This window comes from Silanimonas lenta DSM 16282 (assembly GCF_000429065.1).
GTDB classification, from domain to species: Bacteria; Pseudomonadota; Gammaproteobacteria; order Xanthomonadales; family Xanthomonadaceae; genus Silanimonas; species Silanimonas lenta.
In genome coordinates, this window is the sequence record NZ_AUBD01000001.1 from 169,293 (window position 1) to 188,485 (window position 19,193).

Below are 19,193 nucleotides of genomic sequence, written 5' to 3' on the forward strand. Positions count from 1 at the left end.
TCCGGCAGCGCCGTCCGCCGAGGGCGCGGCACCGCTGCGCCGGCGCCGGCGCGAGCCGATGTCGCGGGTCGATACCGCCTGGCTGCGCATGGAGCGCAGCACCAACCTGATGATGATCTCGGCGGTGATGATGTTCGAGGAGCCGATGTCGCTGGAACGGCTCAAGAAGGTCGTCCGCGAACGCTTCCTCGCCTATCCGCGCTTCCGCCAGAAGGTGGTGGAGACGGCGATGGGCCCGGCCTGGGAAACCGATGCCGACTTCGACATCGACTGGCATGTGCGGCTCTCCGCCCTGCCGGGGCGGGGCGGCAAGCGCGAGCTCGAGCGCTTCGTCAGCCAGATGGCGAGCACGCCGCTCGACCAGACCAAGCCGCTCTGGCAGTTCCATCTCGTCGAGCGCTATGGCGGCGGCTCGGCCCTGGTCTGCCGCATCCACCACTGCTATGCCGATGGCATCGCCCTGGTGCAGGTGCTGCTCTCGATGACCGATGTCGAGGCCCGTCCCGCCAAGGCCGAACCGCTCACCCGGCGCTGGCTGAAGAAGGAGGAGCACGCCAAGGTGGCGCAGCGCGTGGGGGCCATCGGCCGCTACGTGCAGATGGGCGAGAAAATGCTGGAGAAGGGCATGGACTTCGCCCGAGATCCCTCGCTGGCCGGGGTGCTGGCCAACGAGGGGCTGGAACTGGCCAAGGAGCTCGCCTACGCGCTGGCGCTGGAGGACGACCCGCCCACGGTGCTGAAGATGCCGCTGGGGGTGAGCAAACGCTGCGCCTGGGCCGAACCGCTGGCGCTCTCCGACGTGAAGGCAGTGGGCCGGGCCTTCCACTGTACGGTGAACGACGTGCTGCTGGCCTCGGTGGCCGGCGCCCTGCGCAGCTATCTCATCGAGCGCGGCGAAGTGCTGGATGGCCGCAACATCCGCGTCACCGTGCCGGTGAACCTGCGGCCGCTGGAACATGCCAGGCAGCTCGGCAACCACTTCGGCCTCGTCTTCCTCGAACTGCCGGTGGGCGAGCCGAATCCGGTGGCCCGCCTGCAGGCAGTGGCCGCCAACATGCGCCAGCTCAGGAAGTCGCGGCAGGCGGTGATGGCCTTCGGTCTGCTCGCCGCGCTCGGCATGGCGCCCACCGCGGTGCAGCGGCTGGCGCTCGAGCTGTTCTCGCGCAAGGCCACGGCGGTGGCCACCAACGTGCCGGGGCCGCAGAGCCCGCTCTACCTCGCCGGCTGCCGGATCAAGGACATGATGTTCTGGGTGCCGCAGACCGGCGGCATCGGCATCGGCGTGTCCATCCTCAGCTACAACGGCCAGGTGCATTTCGGCCTGATCGCCGATGCCAAGCTGATGCCCGACCCGGATTCGGTGATCCGCCGTTTCGAGCCGGAGTTCGACAAGCTGCTCTACCTCGCCCTGATGGCCGGCTGGGATCGCGAGCTGGCGCCGGAGGATGCCGAGGCCTTGCTGCCGGCATTGGCGGAGGAGAGCTGAGATGGCGGCCTTCTGCCCCCTCCCCGGGCAGGGCCTGAAGGTGCCGCCCGAGCGCGTGCCGCTGCCCACGCAGGCGATGGCGGCCGGGGACGATGTCGGCCTTGCCGTGCTGGCGGGGGGCTGCTTCTGGTGCACCGAGGCGGTGTTCGCCCGGCTGGCCGGGGTGCTGAACGTGATGCCGGGCTATGTGGGGGGCGATCCGGCCCTGGCCCACTACGAGGCGGTATGCAGCGGTCGCAGCGGTCATGCCGAGGCCATCCGGATCCGCTATCACCCCGACCGCATCGGTTTTGGCGAGCTACTTAGGGTGTTCTTCACCGTGGCCCATGACCCCACCCAGCGCAACCGCCAGGGCCATGACATCGGCCCGCAGTACCGCTCGGCGATCTTTCCGGTCGATGCCCGCCAGCGCGACATGGCCGCCGCCTACATCGCCGAGCTCGATGCCGCGGGCATCTTCGCCGCGCCCATCGCCACCACGCTCGAGCCTTTCTCGACCTTCCATCCCGCCGAGGCCTACCACCACGACTATGCCGGGCGGAATCCGGCACAGCCCTATGTCGCTGGCGTCGCACTGCCGAAGGTGGCGAAGCTCGAGCAGCACTTCCCCCACCTCGTGCGTCGATCCTCCTGAAATCTTCTCGCCCGCGCGGTCCGTATCCGCCTTGCGGCGCGTCGGCGATGGCGGCCATGGAGGCCGGCTTTCAGGCCTCGAGGCGCATCTCGAAGAAGGCCTGCTGCCGCGATTTTGCCTTGCGCTTGGCCAGCGCCGAGGCGGTGGCGATGGCCTCCGGGCCATGCGCCACGCCGGGGACCACCACCACCGCGCCGATGACCAGGGTGGTGATGGGGAAGAAACAGGGATTGCCGAGGCGGTCCTCGGCCTCGATGCCACCGCGCGCCAGGTCCTCGGCATCGAACAGCCCCCGGGCCGCACGATCGAATTCGGCGATGATCGCGAGGCAGCGCTCGCGCCAGTCCTGGCTCTGGAACAGCAGCACGAAGTCGTCGCCCCCGACATGGCCGAGGAAATCGAAGCGCGGATCGACATGGCGCTTCAGCACCTCGGCCAGCAGCTTGATCATGGCATCGCCCCGGAAGTAGCCGTACTGGTCGTTGAAGGGCTTGAAATGGTTGAGATCGGCGTAGCAGGCGGCGAAGGGCAGGGCGCCGGCCACCAGCCGTTCCAGGTGCACGGTGATGGGGATGTTGCCCGGCAGGAAGGTGAGCGGGTTGGCATAGCGCGCCGCCTCGATGCGCAGTTCGCTCACCCGCCGCACCAGGGCCTCGCCGGTGCCGAGCCCGGCATAGCGGCCATTGCGGGTGATGACGAAGCCATCGGACAGGTAGCGCTGGTCTTCGCCGCGCAGCACGTCGAGCAGCGCCGAGACCGGCGTGTCGGCCTCGCATACCACCGGATTGGCGTGCATGAACTCGGTGCAGGGCTTGGCGCCGAAGATCTCCTGGGCAAAGGGCTGGCCGAAGCGCTCCATGAATACCCGCCGGTTGATGAGTCCCACCGGCCGCTCTCCGTCCAGTACCGCCAGCGCATGCAGGCCGCCGTGCTTGCGGAACAGGGCATTCACCTCGAGGTTGCGGGTATCGAGCCCCACGGCCGGCGAGTCGATCAGCAGGTTCGCGACCAGCACCTCGCGGGCCACGATCGAGGGCGAGGAACTGGGCAGTACCGGCACCGGCCAGGCGCGCATGCGCTCCCGGGCCTCGGGCACGTCATGGCGCGGTTCGCGGGCCGGCCGGGCCAGGGCATAGCCCTGGCCGCAGCGGATGCCGAGATCGCGCAGCAGGGCGAGGTCGGCCTCGTCTTCGATGCCCTCGGCCACCAGATCGGTGCTGAACTCCTCGGCCACCTGCATCAGGGCGCGGATGATGGCGAGCTGCCGCGAGCTTTGCGACACGCCATGGACGATGCTGCGGTCCAGCTTCACGTACTCCGGACCAAGTGCCTGCCAGAGGCTGAAGTTGGAATGGCCGCTGCCGAAGTCGTCGAGGGCGATCCGCACGCCGCGGGCGCGCAGCTGGCGCAGGGGCCCGGCCAGCGCATCGATGTCCTCCACCACGTCACGCTCGGAAATCTCGACGATCAGCCGCGAGCCATCCACGCCGGCGCGGTCGATCAGCTCGACCACCTGCGAGGCCCGCAGCTCCGGGTCCATGAGCGCGCTGCTGCTGAGGTTGACCAGCAGGCGTCCGGCTCCGGCGGCGAAGCCATAGCCGCCAATGACGGTGCGCGCGGCCTGCAGTTCGATCTCCACCAGCCGCCCGAGCTGCCGGGCCGCATCGAATATCCGCGGTGGCGGAACGCCAAGGGCGCTGCGCACCAGGCCCTCGTGCCCCGTCACCACCATGTCGGCAAGACGCACCACCGGCTGGTAGACCGGGAACAGGCCCCCAGGAGCCAGGGCAGCCTCGACGATGGCCTTGGGCGAGAGCAGGGGATCGGAAACGGCAGCAGCCATGCCGGCACACTGGAATGCCGCGATGACAGGCAGGCGACAGTCCGGGCGCGGCCTGCGCGAACTGCCAAGGCCGCCGCAGTTCGCGCTGCCGGCAGGCCGCCATTGACGCCGCCCGGCCTCGCCGCTATTCTCTCGCGCCTCGGTTCTTCTTCTCTGGTTCCGGGCGGTTAGCTCAGCGGTAGAGCACTGCTTTCACACGGCAGGGGTCGTAGGTTCGAACCCTACACCGCCCACCACGCTCCGAAACCCCGGCCCCGTGCCGGGGTTTTCGTTTCCGGGGCCGCGTTAAGCTGCCGCGATGCTGCCTTCCGCCATCCAGTACCGCGTGTTCGATCTCGATGCGGTCGCGGTCGACATGGGCCTGCTCTCGGCGGAGGAACGTGCCCGCGTCGAACGCAAGCGCACGCCGCTGCTGCGCCAGCGCCAGGCGGCCTCCTTCCAGTGCCTGCGCGAGACCCTGGGCGCGGTGCTCGGCCTGCCTCCGGCCGGCCTGACGGTCGCCCGCCGCGAGGGCGGCAAGCCCTATCTGCCCGGGCAGGCGCTGGGCTTCAATCTCAGCCACAGCGAAGGCATCGGCCTGCTTGCCTGGGGGCCGGGAGAACTGGGGGTGGACATCGAGGCCCTGATCGCCCGGCCCGGCGAAGCCCTGGGCCGGGAGATCCTCACGCCCGCCGAGTTCGGGGCCTGGCAATCGCAGCCCGAGGCCATGCGCCAGGCCTGGCTCACCCGTGCCTGGTGCCGCAAGGAGGCGGTGCTGAAAGCCTTTGGTGAGGGACTGCGGATCGCTCCGGGGCGTCTCGAGCTTGGAGGCGGGGACGGCGAGGGAAGGGCATGGGTCTGCCGCTTCGAGGGCCGGGAATGCCTCGGCCACGATCTCGTTGCCGACATTCCGGCAGGCTATTGCGCCGCCCTTTGCCTGCTTGCTTCCTGAAGACGCGGCCGTCCGCACTCAGGCGGCCACTGCGGGTGGAGCGGCGGGGTCGAAACAGGCCGCCACCACGCGCAGCAGCAGGCGCCCCCGGGGCAGCACCCGCAGCCTGTCGCCCTCCAGCGCCACCAGACCGTCGGCGAGCAGGGCCGCGAGCCGCGGCCGGGCTTCGTCGAGCAGGCGTATGGCCTCCACGTCCCAGCGCCGTCCCAGTTCCAGGAAATCCACCTCGCCGTGGCACATCAGCGACTGGATCAGGTCGGCGCGGATCAGATCCTCGGTTTCCAGCACCAGCCCGCGCCAGATGGCAAGGCCGCCGGCATCGATCGCGGCCTCCCAGGCCGCCAGTTCGCGCTGGTTCTGGGCATAGGCATCGGCGATGCGGCTGATGGCGCTGGCGCCGAAGCCCACGAGATCGGTGTCGGCATGGGTGGTGTAGCCCATGAAGTTGCGATGCAGACCGCCCCGGCGCTGGGCCACGGCCAGCTCGTCGAAGGGCAGGGCGAAGTGGTCCATGCCGATGTAGACGTAGCCGGCCGCGGTGAGCGCGGCGATGGCCTGGCCGAGCAAGGCGATCTTCTGCGCCGGATCGGGCAGCTCGGCGGCATCGATCCGGCGCTGCGCGCGGAACATCTGCGGCAGGTGGGCGTAGCTGTAGACCGCGATGCGGTCTGGCCGCAGGGCGAGCACCTGCTCCAGGGTGCGGGCGAAGCCCGCCGCGCTCTGCCGCGGCAGGCCGTAGATGAGATCGACGTTCACCGAACGCATGCCCACGGCCCGGGCGGCTTCCACCAGGGCATGGGTGGCCTCGAAGCCCTGCCGGCGGTTCACCGCCGCCTGCACCGCCGGGTCGAAATCCTGGATGCCGAGGCTGATTCGGTTGAAGCCGATGGCGCGCAGGCCGGGCATGGCATCCGGGCCCAGGGTGCGCGGGTCCACCTCGAGCGAGAGGTCGGCCTGGCGCTCGTCGGCAAAGACGAAATGCCGCCGCAGGTGGCCGACGATCGCGGCCAGTTCCGGCACCGGAAGGAAGTTCGGCGTGCCGCCGCCGAAATGCAGCTGCACCACCTCGCGGTCCGGGGCGAACAGCGGCGCGATGCGGTCGATCTCGTGCTGCAGGCGCTGCCGGTAGGCCGGGCCGCGCGCTGCGTCGCGGGTGATCACCCGGTTGCAGCCGCAGTAGAAGCAGGGGCTGTGGCAGAACGGCACATGCACGTAGAGCGAGAGCCGCCGCGGCAGCGGCTCTTCGTTGCTGCGGGCGATCGCGGCCTCGAACTCGCGCCGGCCAAAGCCCTCGTGGAAGCGCGGCGCGGGCGGATACGAGGTGTAGCGTGGCCCGGGCCGGTCGTGGCGGGCGATCAGTTCGGCATCGAAGGGCAGCGGCGTGGGCGGCATGGCCGGAACTCTAGGCAGGCCGTCCTCACCGGGCGTTGACCTGTATCAACCCGTGCGGACCATGCCCAAGAGTTCGCATAATGAATATTATGTCATTCCATGGATGACCCCGAGGCAGGTCGATGCCCGGCATGGCGGCCCAGTCCGGCTTGCCGGCCTGGCCCGGCGTGCCGACACTCGGTCTTCCGGCCCCAGCCCCGGCACGCCCATGCCATCTCCCGCCGACTTCGCCACCCATCGCGTCTTCAACCAGCCGCCGTCCCTGCAGGATTTCGACGCCTATGCCAGCGACCCGGTGCTGCGCCAGTGCGTGGCCGCGGGCGGCGCCGATGGCTTCGCGGCAGCCCTTTCGGCGTATGGCCGGCTGGTGGGGGGCGAGCTCATCGCGCTCGGCGAGGAGGCCAACCGGAACCGCCCGCGCTTCGAGCCCTACGACCGCTTCGGGCACCGCATCGACGAGGTGCACTTCCATCCGGCCTACCACCGGCTGATGGCCACGGCCTACGCCCATGGCGTGCATTCCCTGAGCTGGGAAAGCGAGGCGCCCGGCCGCCATGTCGCCCGGGCCGCCCTGAGCTACCTGCACCACCAGGCCGAGGCCGGCACGTCCTGCCCGCTGACCATGACCCATGCCGGCATCGCGGTACTGCGCCGCGAGCCGGACCTGGAGCCTTACTGGCTGGCCGGGCTCACCAGCCGCTGCTACGCCCCGGAACTGGCCGTGCCGGCCGACAAACCGGGGCTGGGCCTCGGCATGGGCATGACGGAGAAACAGGGCGGCTCCGACGTGCGTGCGAACACCACCGTGGCCCATCCCTGCGGCGGCGCGGAGGTGGCGCTGGTCGGCCACAAATGGTTCTTCTCGGCGCCGATGAGCGATGCCTTCCTGGTGCTGGCGCAGGAGGCGGCCGGGCTCTCCTGCTTCCTGCTGCCGCGGGTGCTGCCCGATGGCAGCCGCAATGCCCTGCGCCTGCAACGCCTGAAGGACAAGCTCGGCAACTGGGCGAATGCCTCGAGCGAGGTCGAGTTCCAGGGCGCCTGGGCGCGGCGCATCGGCGAGCCGGGGCGCGGGGTGGCCACCATCATCGAGATGGTGGCGCTCACCCGCCTCGACTGCATGCTCGGTTCCGCCGCCGAAATGCGCCGCGCCTTCATCGAGGCCCTGCACCATGCCCGCCACCGCCAGGCCTTCGGCCGCCGGCTCGTGGACCATGCCCTGATGCAGCAGGTACTGGCCGATCTGGCACTGGAATCGGAGGCCGCTACCCGGCTGGCCTTCCGCATCGCCTCGGCCATCGACCGCGCCGGCAACGATCCGGTGGAGGCCGCCCTCGCCCGCATCGGCACCGGCATTGGCAAGTACTGGATCTGCCGCCGCGCGCCGGCCGTGGTGAACGAGGCCCAGGAGTGCCTGGGCGGCGCCGGCTACATCGAGGAGTCGCTGCTCGCCCGCCTCTACCGCGAGGCGCCCCTCAACTCGATCTGGGAAGGCTGCGGCAACATCCAGTGTCTCGATGTCCTGCGTGCCCTGGCACGCGAGCCGGATGCCCGCGAGGCCCTGCTGGCGGTACTCGGGTCGCAGCGCGGGGCGCATCCGGCCTATGCCGCCGCCCTCGATGGACTGGAACGGCTGCTTGGGCTGCCGCCGCAGGAACTCGAGGCGCGGGCCCGCTGGCTCGTCGAGCGGCTGGCGCTGCTGTGGCAGGCCGCCCTGCTGTTCGAGGCCGGGGCGCCGGGCGCCGAGGCCTTCTGCCGCAGCCGGCTCGGCGGCGAGGGCGGCCGGGCGCTGGGTACCCTGCCCGCCGGCCTGCCGCTTCCCGGCTGGCTGGACGCAGCCTTTCCCGCCTGAGCGCATGGCATGGACGTTCTGCTGATCCTTCTCGCCATGGCACTGCTGGCTGGCATCCACTCGGTGCTGCACGGGGTTCTGCGCCCGGTCGCCCGGCGTGTCTTTCCGCCGCGGCCTGCGCCTGCCACGAAGACACGCCTGCCAGCACCCGGGGCCACCGACTCCCGGAGGCGGCGGGACCGGTTCCTGCTGGTGCTCTGCGCGTTGCTGCTCGTGGGCACCTTCCTGCAGTGTTTCGTGCTCTAGAATCGCCGGCCCGAATCCGGCTCATGGGGATTCCCTGCCCCGAAACGCCGAAAGCCACCCGGAGGTGGCTTTCGTGCGTGGCCTGGCCTTTGGCGTCCCCACGGGGATTCGAACCCCGGTCGCCTCCGTGAAAGGGAGGTGTCCTAGGCCTCTAGACGATGGGGACGAACAGAGGTGACGCAGGAGAAGAAGTTGGTGGAGCTAATCGGGATCGAACCGATGACCTCTACAATGCCATTGTAGCGCTCTCCCAGCTGAGCTATAGCCCCACCGATTCAGGAGAGGCGCGCATCATAGTCAGCCATTTCGCGCCCGTCAAGCGTCTGTCATCGAAAGGTTCTGCGGGCGTTCGTCTTCGCGGGCGCTGCGCAGCGTTCCCCGGCCATGCCCCAGCCCTTCGAGGTAGCCGAGCCACTTGCCGAGGAAGCCGTTCATCCGCAGCCGGTGGCCCATCATCACCCGCGGCGAGGGGCGCAGGCCCAGCACGTCCTGCCAGTGCCGGCCGATGTGGCAGGTCAGCGCCTCGGCCTGCCGTGAATCGGTGTAGGCGCGCAGCACGGCCGAGGGGTCGGGGCGCCCGGTGAGCGGATCGAGGATGGCGTAGGAAAGCCGCAGTTCCACGGTGTGCGCGTGCCGTTCCAGCACCTCGAGGTGCAGGTCGAGGCCGTCGCCCACGCTGGACAGGTAATGCCCCGGCGCCATCGCGCGCAGGTCAGCGAGGCGCAGCAGGCGTTCGTAATTCTCGCCGTACAGGCCCATCAGCCAGGCGAAGCGGCCGAGGGCGGGATACGGCAGATTGGCGCGGTTCTGGCGCATCGGGCCACTGTAGGGGTGCCCTGCCTCGGCGGCAACCGCATTTCCCGACGGCTTCAGAAATGGCTGCGCTGGAAGCCGAAGTGCACCACGATCTTCGAGGCGATCTCCTCGATCGAGGTATGGGTGGTGCTCAGCACCGGGATCTGCTCGCGGCGGAACATGGCCTCGGCGATGGCCACCTCGCGGCGGCAGACGTCCAGCGTGGCATAGCGCGAGCCGGGCTTGCGCTCCTCGCGGATCTTCTGCAGGCGCGCAGGGTCGATGGTCAGGCCGAACAGCTTGCGGCGGTGGCGGCGCAGCTTTTCCGGCAGGCGGTCGGCCTCGAGATCCTCGGGGGTGAGCGGGTAGTTCGCGGCGCGGATGCTGTAGTGGAGCGCCAGGTAGAGGCAGGTCGGGGTCTTGCCCGAACGCGATACGCCGACCAGCAGCACGTCGGCCTCGTCGTAGTCGAGGTCGGTGCCGTCATCGTGGGTGAGCGCGAAGTTGGTGGCATCCATGCGCCGTTCATAGGCATCGAAGTCCACCAGCGCATGGGCCTGCCCCACCCGCGGCTGGCGGGCCTGGCCCAGTTCCTGCTCGAGCGGGCTGATGAAGGGAGCGAAGACATCGAGGATCAGCGCCCCGCTCTCGGCGAGCACCTTCATCTGCGCCTCGTCCACCACGGTGTTGATGACGATGGGCCGCACCCCCAGGCGCTCGCCGCCCTCGCGGATGCTGGCGGCGGCCTGCCGTGCCTTCTCGAGGGTATCGACGAAGGGCAGGCGGTGGCGTTCGAACTCGAGGCCGGAGAACTGGGTGAGCAGGCTGTTGCCGATGGTCTCGGCGGTGATGCCGGTGCCATCGGAGACGAAATACACGGGGCGCAGGGGCATGGGCGGACGGTTTGGCTGGACGAAGGGCGATCCTCCCCCGGATGGTCTCGCCTGGATGGCGAACTTGTCCATGCGCGGCCCAGCCCGGAAAATACCGGTTTCCCCCACGCGGTATGCCGGAGTTGCCCTTGAACGCCCATGTGCTTTGGCTGCAGGACCTTCGTTTGACCGATCTGGCGCAGGTGGGGGGCAAGAACGCCTCCCTCGGCGAGATGATCGGCAACCTCGCCCAGCTGGGCGTTTCCGTGCCCGGCGGCTTCGCCACCACGGCCGATGCCTTCCGCGAGTTCATCGCCGAGAACCACCTGCACGAGCGCATCTATTCGAAGCTCGCCACCCTCGACGTGGACGACGTCGATGCGCTTGCCGCCGCCGGCCGCGAGATCCGCGGCTGGGTCATCGATGCCCCGCTGCCCAAGGCGCTGGATGCCGCCATCCGCGAGGCCTATGCCCGGATGTGCACCGAGGCCGGGGCCGCCGAGGTCTCGGTGGCCGTGCGCTCCTCGGCCACCGCCGAGGACCTGCCGGATGCCAGCTTCGCCGGCCAGCAGGAGACCTTCCTCAACGTGCGCGGCGCCGACGAGGTGGTGCACAAGGTGAAGGAGGTCTTCGCCTCGCTCTACAACGACCGCGCCATCGCCTACCGCGTGCACCACGGCTTCAAGCACGAGGACGTGTTCCTCTCGGCCGGCGTGCAGCTGATGGTGCGCTCCGATGTCGGCGCCTCCGGCGTGCTGTTCACCCTCGACACCGAATCCGGTTTCCGCGATGTGGTGTTCGTGACCGCCAGCTATGGCCTTGGCGAGAACGTGGTGCAGGGCGCGGTGAACCCGGACGAGTTCTACGCCTACAAGCCGAACCTGCTGGCCGGCCGCCCGGCCATCCTGCGCCGCACGCTCGGCGCCAAGCAGATCCGCATGGTGTACTCCGACCGGCCCGGCGAGCGGGTGCGCAACGAGGACACGCCGGCCGAGCTGCGGGCGCGCTTCTCGATCAGCGACCATGACGTGGAGGAACTGGCGCGCCAGGCGCTCGTCATCGAGAAGCACTATGGCCGGCCGATGGACGTGGAGTGGGCGAAGGACGGCATCACCGGCAAGCTCTACATCGTGCAGGCCCGCCCGGAGACCGTGAAGTCGCGCGCCCGCGCCACCCAGGTCGAGCGCTTCCGCCTCAAGCAGCGCGGCGAGGTGCTGGCCCAGGGCCGGGCCATCGGCCAGAAGATCGGCACCGGCATCGCCCGGGTGATCCGCAGCGTGGCCGAGATGAACCGGGTACAGCCCGGCGACGTGCTGATCGCCGACATGACCGACCCCGACTGGGAGCCGGTGATGAAGCGTGCCGCCGCCATCGTCACCAACCGCGGTGGCCGCACCTGCCATGCCGCCATCATCGCCCGCGAGCTCGGCGTGCCGGCAGTGGTGGGCACCGGCGACGCGCTGAAGGTGATTCCGGACGGCACGCCGGTGACGGTGAGCTGCGCCGAGGGCGATACCGGCTTCATCTACGCCGGGCAGCTGCCCTTCGAGAAGGTGGTGGCCGACCTCGACAAGATGCCGCCCGCCCCGCTCAAGATCATGATGAACGTGGGCAACCCGGAGCGGGCCTTCGACTTCGCCCAGCTGCCGCACCAGGGCATCGGCCTTGCCCGCCTCGAGTTCATCATCGCCCGCCAGATCGGCGTGCACCCGCGCGCCCTGCTCGAGTACGACCGGCAGCCGGCCAACATCCGCGCCCAGATCGAGCCGCTGATGGCGGGCTACAGCGACCCTGTCGGCTTCTATGTCGAGCGCCTTGCCGAGGGCATCGCCACGCTCTCGGCGGCCTTCGCTCCGCACCCGGTGATCGTGCGCCTGTCCGACTTCAAGTCGAACGAATACGCCAACCTGATCGCCGGCGCGGCCTACGAGCCGCACGAGGAGAACCCGATGATCGGGTTCCGCGGCGCCTCGCGCTACATCCACCCGGACTTCCGCGAGTGCTTCGCCCTCGAGTGCCGTGCGGTGCGCAAGGTGCGCGAGGAGATGGGCCTCACCAACCTCTGGGTGATGATTCCCTTCGTGCGGACGCTGGAAGAGGGCCGCGCGGTGATCGAGGTGCTGGAGGCCAATGGGCTGAAGCAGGGCAGCCGCCACGGGGATCCCGAAGGCCTCAAGGTGATCATGATGTGCGAGGTGCCTTCGAACGCCCTGCTGGCGGATGAATTCCTCGAGATCTTCGACGGCTTCTCGATCGGCTCGAACGACCTCACCCAGCTCACGCTCGGCCTCGACCGCGATTCCGGCATCGTCGCCAGCCTGTTCGACGAGCGGAACCCGGCAGTGAAGAAGATGCTGTCGATGGCCATCGCCGCGGCCCGCGCCAAGGGCAAGTACGTCGGCATCTGCGGCCAGGGACCCAGCGACCACCCGGATCTCGCCGAATGGCTGATGGACCAGGGCATCGAATCGGTGTCGTTGAACCCGGACACCGTGGTCGATACCTGGCTGCGGCTGGCGCAGCACAAGGGGCGGTGAGCGGGATGGCCGCCACGCCGCCGGGCACGCCGCCCTCCCCTGCCCCGCTGCCGCCCGAGGTGGCGGATGCGCTGGGCATCTGGGCCCGCCTCGGCGAGCTCATGGGCGGCATTGACTGGGTGCGCCTGCTCGAGACCTGGGGCCTGCGGCTGTTCACCGCCGCGCTGATCCTGGTCCTCGGCCTGTGGGTGGTGCGCCTGCTGGCCAATGCCATGGAGCGGGCCCTGGGCCGGGCGAATGTCGATCCGATGTTGCGCAAGTTCCTGCACAACATTGCCCGCTTCGCCGGCTCCATCGTGATCGGCGTGGCCGCGCTGACCCAGCTCGGGGTGCCGCCGGCCTCGCTGATCGCCGTGCTCGGCGCCGCCGGTCTCGCCGTCGGCCTCGCCCTCAAGGACTCGCTGTCGAACTTCGCCTCGGGCGTGATGCTGATCCTGCTGCGCCCCTTCCGCGCCGGCGATTTCGTGCAGATCGCCGGGCTGGAGGGCGTGATCGAGCAGGTGAATGTGTTCCAGACCCGCATGCGCACGGTGGACAACCGCATCATCGTGCTGCCGAACAGCCAGATCACCACGGCGCCGATCATCAACTTCACCGCCCGCCCGGTGCGCCGCCTCGACATCCCGGTGGGCGTGGCCTACGGCTCCGAGCTCGGCAAGGCCCGCGAGGCCCTGCTGGCGGTCGCGGCGGCCAGCCCGAGGGTGGCGAAGGAGCCGCCGGCCGACGTGGTGTTCACCGCCTTTGCCGACAGCAGCATCAACCTCTTGCTGCGGGCCTGGGTGCCGACGCCGGACGTGATCATCGCCCGCAGCGAGCTGATCGAGGCGATCCATGCCGAGTTCAACCGCCGCGGCATCAGCATCCCCTTTCCGCAGCGCGACGTGCATCTGTACACCCATCCCCAGGCCGGGGGCGATGCCCCGGCCTGAGGCACCGGCTCAGCCGCATCCCCGCTTCCGCCCGGGGGAATGCACCAGGCGGTACAGGGCCGGCAGGACGAACAGGGTGAGCAGGGTCGAGGACAGAACGCCCCCCACCACCACGGTGGCGAGTGGCCGCTGCACCTCGGCGCCGGCACCGGTGGCCAGGGCCATGGGCAGGAAGCCCAGGCTGGCCACGAGGGCGGTCATCAGCACCGGGCGCAGGCGCGTCAGGGCACCCTCGCGGATCGCCGGTTCCAGTGCCATGCCGCCGGCACGCAGCTGGCGGATGAAGCTCAGCATCACGATGCCGTTGAGCACGGCAATGCCGCTCAGGGCGATGAAGCCCACGCCGGCCGAGATCGACAGCGGTAGCCCGCGCAGCAGCAGGGCGGCCACGCCGCCGGTGAGCGCCAGCGGTACGCCGGAGAACACCACCAGGGCATCGCGGCCCGAGCCGAAGGCGAGCAGCAGCAGGCCGAGGATCAGCAGCAGGGTGAGCGGCACCACCAGGGCAAGGCGCCTCGAGGCCGAGAGCAGCTGCTCGAAGGTGCCGCCGTAATCCACCCAGTAGCCGGCCGGAATGCCGGCCTCGGCCGCCACGCGGCGCTGCAGTTCGGCGACGAAGGAACCGAGATCGCGGCCACGGACATTGGCCGTCACCACCACCCGCCGCTTGCCGTTCTCGCGGTTGACCTGGTTCGGCCCGGTCTCGATGGCAAGGCGGGCCAGTTCGCCGAGCGGCACGCTTCCCGTCCCTGCCCCGCCCTCACCGGGCAGGGGGACCGGTAGGCGGGCAAGGCGCCCGGGATCGTTGCGTATCGCTTCGTCCAGCCGGACCACGATCGGGGTGCGACGGTCGCCTTCATAGAGCAGGCCGGCCTCGCGCCCGCCGACGGCGGTGGCCACCAGCGACTGGAGTCCAGCCACGTCCAGGCCGTATCGCGCCAGGGCCTCGCGGTCTGGTTCCACTACCAGCATGGGCAGGCCGGTGGTCTGTTCGATGGCGACGTCGGCGGCGCCTCCGATCTCCGAAACGATGCCTTCGATCCGCCGCGCCAGGGCCGCGAGGGTGTCGAGGTCGTCGCCGAACACCTTCACCGCCACGTCGGCACGGACGCCGGAGATCAGCTCGTTGAAGCGCATCTGGATTGGCTGGGTGAACTCGTAGTTGTTCCCCGGAACATCGGCCACGGCGGCCTCCAGGCGCGCCAGCACCTCGGCCTTGGGGGTGCGCGGATCGGGCCATTCCCGGCGCGGCTTCAGGAGCACATAGGTATCGGCCACCGAGGGCGGCATGGGATCGGTGGCCACCTCGGCGGTGCCGATCTTCGAGACTACCCGCGCCACTTCGGGCAGGGCGGCGATCCTCCGCTCCAGCTGGGCCTGCATCTGGACCGCCTGCGAGAGGGAGGTGCCCGGGATGCGCATCGCATGCAGGGCGATGTCGCCCTCGTCGAGGCTGGGGATGAACTCCCGGCCCATGCGGCCGGTGGCGATCCCGGCTCCGGCGACCAGCAGCAGGGCCACCAGCACCACCCGCCAGCGCAGGGTCAGCACCCGTTCCAGTACCGGAGCATACGCATGCTTCAGCCAGCGCAGTACGCGGTTTTCGCGTTCTTCGATCCGCCCTCCCAGCGCTACCGCCACCATGGCCGGCACGAAGCTCAGGCAGAGCAGCATCGCTGCGGTCAGGGCGAGTACCACGGTGAAGGCCATGGGGTGGAACATCTTTCCCTCGACTCCCTCGAGGGCGAAGACAGGCAGATAGACGGCGGTGATGATGCCGACGCCGAACAGGCTGGGACGGATCACCTCGGTGGTGGCCGAGACCGCCAGGGCCTCGCGTTCGGCGCGCTCCAGCGCCCGCCCAAGCTGCTGCTGGGCCTCGCCGAAGCGGCGGATGCAGTTCTCCATGATGATGACTGCGCCATCGACGATCAGCCCGAAGTCGAGGGCGCCCAGGCTCATCAGGTTCCCCGAGACGCCGGCGAAGCGCATGCCGCTGGCGGTCGCGAGCATGGAGAGCGGGATCACCATGGCCGTGATCAGTGCCGCCCGCAGGTTGCCGAGCAGCAGGAACAGCACCAGCACCACCAGCAGGGCACCCTCGGCCAGCGAGCCCGAGACCGTGGCGATGGTGCGCTCGACCAGGGTGGTGCGGTCGTAGACCGGGCGCAGCCGCACGCCTTCGGGAAGCGAGGCACGGATCGCCTCGATCCGCTCGCCCACCGCCCGCGCCACTTCGCGGCTGTTCGCGCCCATGCGCATGAACACGGTGCCGAGCACCACCTCGGCCCCATTCTCGGTGGCGGCACCGGTGCGCAGCTCATGGCTCTCGGACACCGTTGCGAGATCGCGCACGCGCAGCACCGAGGCACCACGCCGGGCAACCACCAGTCCGGCGATTGCCTCGGGGCCGTCGAACTGGCCGGGAACGCGCACCAGCACCTGTTCGCCGTTCGACTCGATGTAGCCGGCGCCGACACTGGCATTGCCGCGTTCCAGTGCTGCGACGAGGTCGTCGAGGCCGAGCCGGCTCGCGGCCAGCCGCGCCAGGTCGGGAGCCACCCGGATCTCGCGCACATGGCCGCCGATACTGTTGACCTCGACCACGCCGGGCACGGTGCGCAGCTGTGGCCTGACCACCCAGTCCTGCACGCCGCGCAGGTCGGTGGTGGTCCAGGGCCGCCCATCGGCACGCCGGGCGCCGGGCTCGGCCTCGAGGGTGTAGAGGTAGATCTCGCCCAGCCCGGTGGCCACCGGACCGAGCGCCGGCACCAGGCCCGGCGGCAGCTGACCACGGACCTGCAGCAGGCGTTCTCCCACCTGCTGCCGTGCCCAGTAGATGTCGGTACCGTCCTCGAACACGGCGGTGACCTGCGAGAGCCCGTAGCGCGACAGCGAGCGCGTATAGCGCAGGCCGGGGATGCCGGCCAGCGCCGTCTCGACGGGATAGGTGACCCGCTGCTCGGCCTCGAGGGGCGAATAGCCCGGCGCGGTGGTGTTGATCTGCACCTGCACGTTGGTGATGTCGGGGACGGCATCGATCGGCAGGCGGGCGAGGTTCGACGCGCCCCACAGGGCGAAGAGGAGCACCAGCACGAGCACCGGCCAGCGGTGCTTGATGGTGGTCCGGACGATGAGATCGATCATGGGGGCCTCAGTGATCGTGGCTGGCGCCGGACTTCTCGATGTCGGCCTTGACGAGGAAGCTCTGGGCGACGACGACCTCGTCGCCTGTTTCCAGCCCCTCCAGCACTTCGACCCACTCGCCATCGCTCCGGCCCAGAAGCAGCGGCCGGACCTCGTAGGTCTCGCCTACCCGCACGAAGGCCACCGTCCAGTCGCGGAAGCGTTGCAGGGCCGTGCGCGGGAGCCGCAGGCCCACTTCGTCGAGACGGGTGGTGATGCGGGCCTCCACCGCCATGCCGGGCCGCCAGCGTGCATCGTCATTGTCGAAGGCCACGCGGGCGACCAGCCCCTGCGAGAGGGCATCGGTGGCCGGCAGCAGGCGTTCGATGCGGGCTTCCACGGCATGGCCGTCGAGCAGGCGGCGCAAACGCACCGGCATGCCCGGCGCCACCGCGAGGGCATCGGCGCCATGCAGGGGCAGATCGACCGCCAGCCGGCCAAGATCGGCGATCTCGAACAGGGGCTGGCCGTCGGTCTGCTGGCCGCGTTCGGCCATGCGCGCAAGCACTGTCCCCGCGATCGGGCTCCGTACGGCATAGGTGGAGAGGCTGGCCGCACTGTCCACCTGGGCCAGCACGGCGCCGCGGCGTACCCGGTCGCCCGGAGCGGCTGCGAGGGAACGGAGCGTGCCCGGATACGGGGCTGCCACGATGGCGCGGCGCTCCGGCAGGAGTTCCACGCGCCCGGCACTGTCGAGCAGGCCGGCCACCACGCCCGGACCGACCGCCTGCACCCGGATGCCGGCCTCCTCGGCCAGGGCCGCCGGGATGCGGGTGCGACCCTCGAAGCTTTCGTACTGCCAGCGGGCCGTGCGGCCGCGGGCGGAGGCCTCGAGGGTGACGATGAAGCTGTGCGGCTCCGGCACGGTTTCAGGGCCCACCAGGCGGTCTTCGGCAGGCTTCAGGACATGGGTCTCGACCCTGCCGCCCAGACGTTCCAGCCGAACCGTGACCCGGGCCTCGGCTGGCGGCACCGGTGTGCCGCCCACGCTCACCCAGGCGGCATAGCGCGGCGGCTGTCCCTGTTCCTCGATCGCCAGTTCCACGCTGAAGTCATGTTCGCGGTGCAGGCGCCGCCATGCGGCCCGCGTTCCTGCTCCACGGCCGGGTCATGCCCGTGGTCCGGTGCCTGCCTCTGGGGATCGCCCTCGCCACAGGCCGTGAGCAGGGCGAGGGAAAGCAACCATGGCAGGAGGATGTATCGACGGTTCATTCGTGCTCTCCGTGCGCCATGACCGGGACCACCCAGCTCTCCGCGGTCAGGCGTTGCAGTTCGATGAGGGCCTGCTGCAGGGCCACCCGGGCCTCGAGCAGGGCAAGCCGGGCGGCCGTGACCTCGCTTTGCAGGGCGGCCCATTCCAGATAGCCGAGGGCTCCGGCCCGGTAGGCCCGCTCGGCACCGGCCGCGGCACGCTCGAGCCTCGGCAGCACGGCGCCTTCCAGGCGCTCGGCGCGCAGGCCCTGGGCCTCGACCTGCCACCAGGCTTCGGTGGCGGCCGCCTCCAGCGCCCGCGCGGCCGACTCTCGGGCCAGGACCAGCTCCGCCTGCAGGGCCCGGGCCTCGGCGATGGCCGGCTCGGCCCGGCGTGGGCTGCCCAGCGGGAGGCTCAGCGTGGCCACCAGCCCGGTATCTCCCTCGGCACGCAGATGCCGGAGACCGAGGCTCCAGGCCAGATCCGCCCGGGCGCTGCTGGCAGCGAGCCGGTGGCGGGCATCCTGCACCCGGGCCTCGTCGGCGAAGGCGAGCAGGCTAGGGTGCCGACCGATCTCGGCCCGTAGCGATTCGAGCGAAGGCAGGGTTGGGCGAGTGGCCGGGACGGCTTCCAGGACCGGCATCGCCCCGTCGGTGGTGTTCCCGCCCCAGAGCAGGGAGAGCCGATGCCAGGCCGCCCGCTGCCGCTGTGCCGAGGCGGCGAGTTCCGCCTCGGCCCGGGCCACCTCGGCCTCGGCGGCCAGGGCCGAGGCTTCGGGGCCGGCACCGGCAAGAAAGCGCTGGCGGGCTGCGCGGGCGATGCGCCGGCGTTCTTCCAGATCGGCTGCCATCAGGGGCTGGCGGGCTTGCAGGGCAGCCAGTTCGAGGTAGCGGCGGGTGGTTTCGGCGAACAGGTCGAGCTGGGCCGCAGCGCGCCGGGGGCTCAGGGCATCGAGGCGGGCGGCGGCGAGCGCGCGGCGTGCTTCGCGCTTGCCGCCACGTTCCAGCAGCCCCTCGAGGCTGAGGGTCAGCTCGGCGGAGCGGCCGGCCTGCAGGCGGCCACTGCCGAGGAAGTCGGCGAGTTCCGCCCGCACCGTCAGCGGCGGCACCAGGTCGGCGGCGCGGGCCTCGGCCGCCAGGGCATCCTGCTGCGGCAGGAAACGTTGCAGGTCGGGATGATCCGCGGCGACGCGCGCCTGCGCCTCGGCGAGGGTGAGAAAGGGGCGTTGCGGGGTGGCCAGGCAGGGAATGGCGGCCAGGGCCAGGGCCCCGGCTGCGAGCACAGCCAGACGGAAAGGCATG

General features: G+C 70.3%; 14 protein-coding genes and 3 tRNA genes. 8 read left to right on the top strand and 9 right to left on the bottom strand.

Annotated features, from left to right (window positions below):
• Positions 1-58 precede the first annotated feature (58 nt).
• Positions 59-1,486, top strand: coding sequence for a WS/DGAT/MGAT family O-acyltransferase (locus G408_RS0100785; RefSeq protein ID WP_051282458.1), 1,428 nt, complete (start codon positions 59-61; stop codon positions 1,484-1,486).
• A 1-nt stretch (position 1,487) separates the two neighbouring features.
• Entirely contained in the window at positions 1,488-2,120 is a 633-nt protein-coding gene (gene msrA, locus G408_RS0100790) for a peptide-methionine (S)-S-oxide reductase MsrA (protein ID WP_028769539.1), read from the top strand.
• A gap of 70 nt (positions 2,121-2,190) precedes the next feature.
• On the opposite strand, the gene G408_RS12445 is transcribed toward msrA, so the two are convergent.
• Entirely contained in the window at positions 2,191-3,963 is a 1,773-nt protein-coding gene (locus G408_RS12445) for an EAL domain-containing protein (RefSeq protein ID WP_051282459.1), read from the bottom strand.
• A gap of 161 nt (positions 3,964-4,124) precedes the next feature.
• Between G408_RS12445 and G408_RS0100800 the strand changes: the two genes are divergently transcribed.
• Both G408_RS0100800 and G408_RS14635 read left to right on the top strand, forming a co-directional pair.
• Positions 4,125-4,199 (top strand) — tRNA-Val (locus G408_RS0100800).
• Between the two features lie 62 nt (positions 4,200-4,261).
• The gene (locus G408_RS14635; protein ID WP_051282460.1) at positions 4,262-4,894 is read left to right on the top strand and encodes a 4'-phosphopantetheinyl transferase family protein; all 633 of its coding nucleotides are present in this window, start codon (positions 4,262-4,264) and stop codon (positions 4,892-4,894) included.
• A gap of 18 nt (positions 4,895-4,912) precedes the next feature.
• Here the strand turns inward: G408_RS14635 and hemN are convergent, their stop codons facing one another.
• The gene (hemN, locus tag G408_RS0100810; protein WP_028769540.1) at positions 4,913-6,286 is read right to left on the bottom strand and encodes an oxygen-independent coproporphyrinogen III oxidase; all 1,374 of its coding nucleotides are present in this window, start codon (positions 6,284-6,286) and stop codon (positions 4,913-4,915) included.
• A 208-nt stretch (positions 6,287-6,494) separates the two neighbouring features.
• Here hemN and G408_RS0100820 point away from each other — a divergent pair, with 208 nt between their 5' ends.
• Together G408_RS0100820 and G408_RS0100825 are read left to right on the top strand one after the other, a co-directional pair.
• Positions 6,495-8,135, top strand: coding sequence for an acyl-CoA dehydrogenase family protein (locus tag G408_RS0100820; RefSeq protein WP_028769541.1), 1,641 nt, complete (start codon positions 6,495-6,497; stop codon positions 8,133-8,135).
• Between the two features lie 9 nt (positions 8,136-8,144).
• Positions 8,145-8,381, top strand: a complete 237-nt coding sequence (locus G408_RS0100825) for a hypothetical protein (protein ID WP_028769542.1) — start codon at positions 8,145-8,147, stop codon at positions 8,379-8,381.
• 90 nt (positions 8,382-8,471) lie between these two features.
• Here the strand turns inward: G408_RS0100825 and G408_RS0100830 are convergent.
• From G408_RS0100830 to ppsR, 4 genes are all read right to left on the bottom strand, one after another.
• A tRNA-Glu gene (locus G408_RS0100830) sits at positions 8,472-8,547 on the bottom strand.
• Between the two features lie 27 nt (positions 8,548-8,574).
• Positions 8,575-8,650, bottom strand: a tRNA-Ala gene (locus tag G408_RS0100835).
• Between the two features lie 46 nt (positions 8,651-8,696).
• Positions 8,697-9,197 (bottom strand): DUF1249 domain-containing protein, encoded by a 501-nt coding sequence (locus G408_RS12455; protein WP_051282461.1) that lies wholly within the window; start codon positions 9,195-9,197, stop codon positions 8,697-8,699.
• Between the two features lie 53 nt (positions 9,198-9,250).
• Positions 9,251-10,069 (bottom strand): posphoenolpyruvate synthetase regulatory kinase/phosphorylase PpsR, encoded by an 819-nt coding sequence (gene ppsR, locus G408_RS0100845; RefSeq protein WP_028769543.1) that lies wholly within the window; start codon positions 10,067-10,069, stop codon positions 9,251-9,253.
• Positions 10,070-10,197: 128 nt separating this feature from the next.
• On the opposite strand from ppsR, the gene ppsA reads away from it, so the two are divergent.
• Positions 10,198-12,585 carry a phosphoenolpyruvate synthase gene (ppsA, locus tag G408_RS0100850; RefSeq protein ID WP_028769544.1) on the top strand — a complete coding sequence of 796 codons (2,388 nt, stop codon included), beginning with the start codon at positions 10,198-10,200 and terminating at the stop codon, positions 12,583-12,585.
• Between the two features lie 5 nt (positions 12,586-12,590).
• Complete coding sequence (locus tag G408_RS0100855; RefSeq protein WP_051282462.1) at positions 12,591-13,514, top strand: mechanosensitive ion channel family protein; 924 nt, start codon at positions 12,591-12,593, stop codon at positions 13,512-13,514.
• Between the two features lie 9 nt (positions 13,515-13,523).
• Here the strand turns inward: G408_RS0100855 and G408_RS0100860 are convergent, their stop codons facing one another.
• The 3 genes from G408_RS0100860 to G408_RS0100870 form a co-directional block, all read right to left on the bottom strand.
• Complete coding sequence (locus G408_RS0100860; RefSeq protein ID WP_028769546.1) at positions 13,524-16,661, bottom strand: efflux RND transporter permease subunit; 3,138 nt, start codon at positions 16,659-16,661, stop codon at positions 13,524-13,526.
• Positions 16,662-16,668: 7 nt separating this feature from the next.
• Entirely contained in the window at positions 16,669-17,745 is a 1,077-nt protein-coding gene (locus G408_RS12460; RefSeq protein WP_051282463.1) for an efflux RND transporter periplasmic adaptor subunit, read from the bottom strand.
• A gap of 163 nt (positions 17,746-17,908) precedes the next feature.
• A complete protein-coding gene (locus G408_RS0100870; protein ID WP_028769547.1) occupies positions 17,909-19,192 on the bottom strand; it encodes a TolC family protein in 1,284 nt (427 codons plus the stop codon).
• Position 19,193 lies beyond the last annotated feature (1 nt).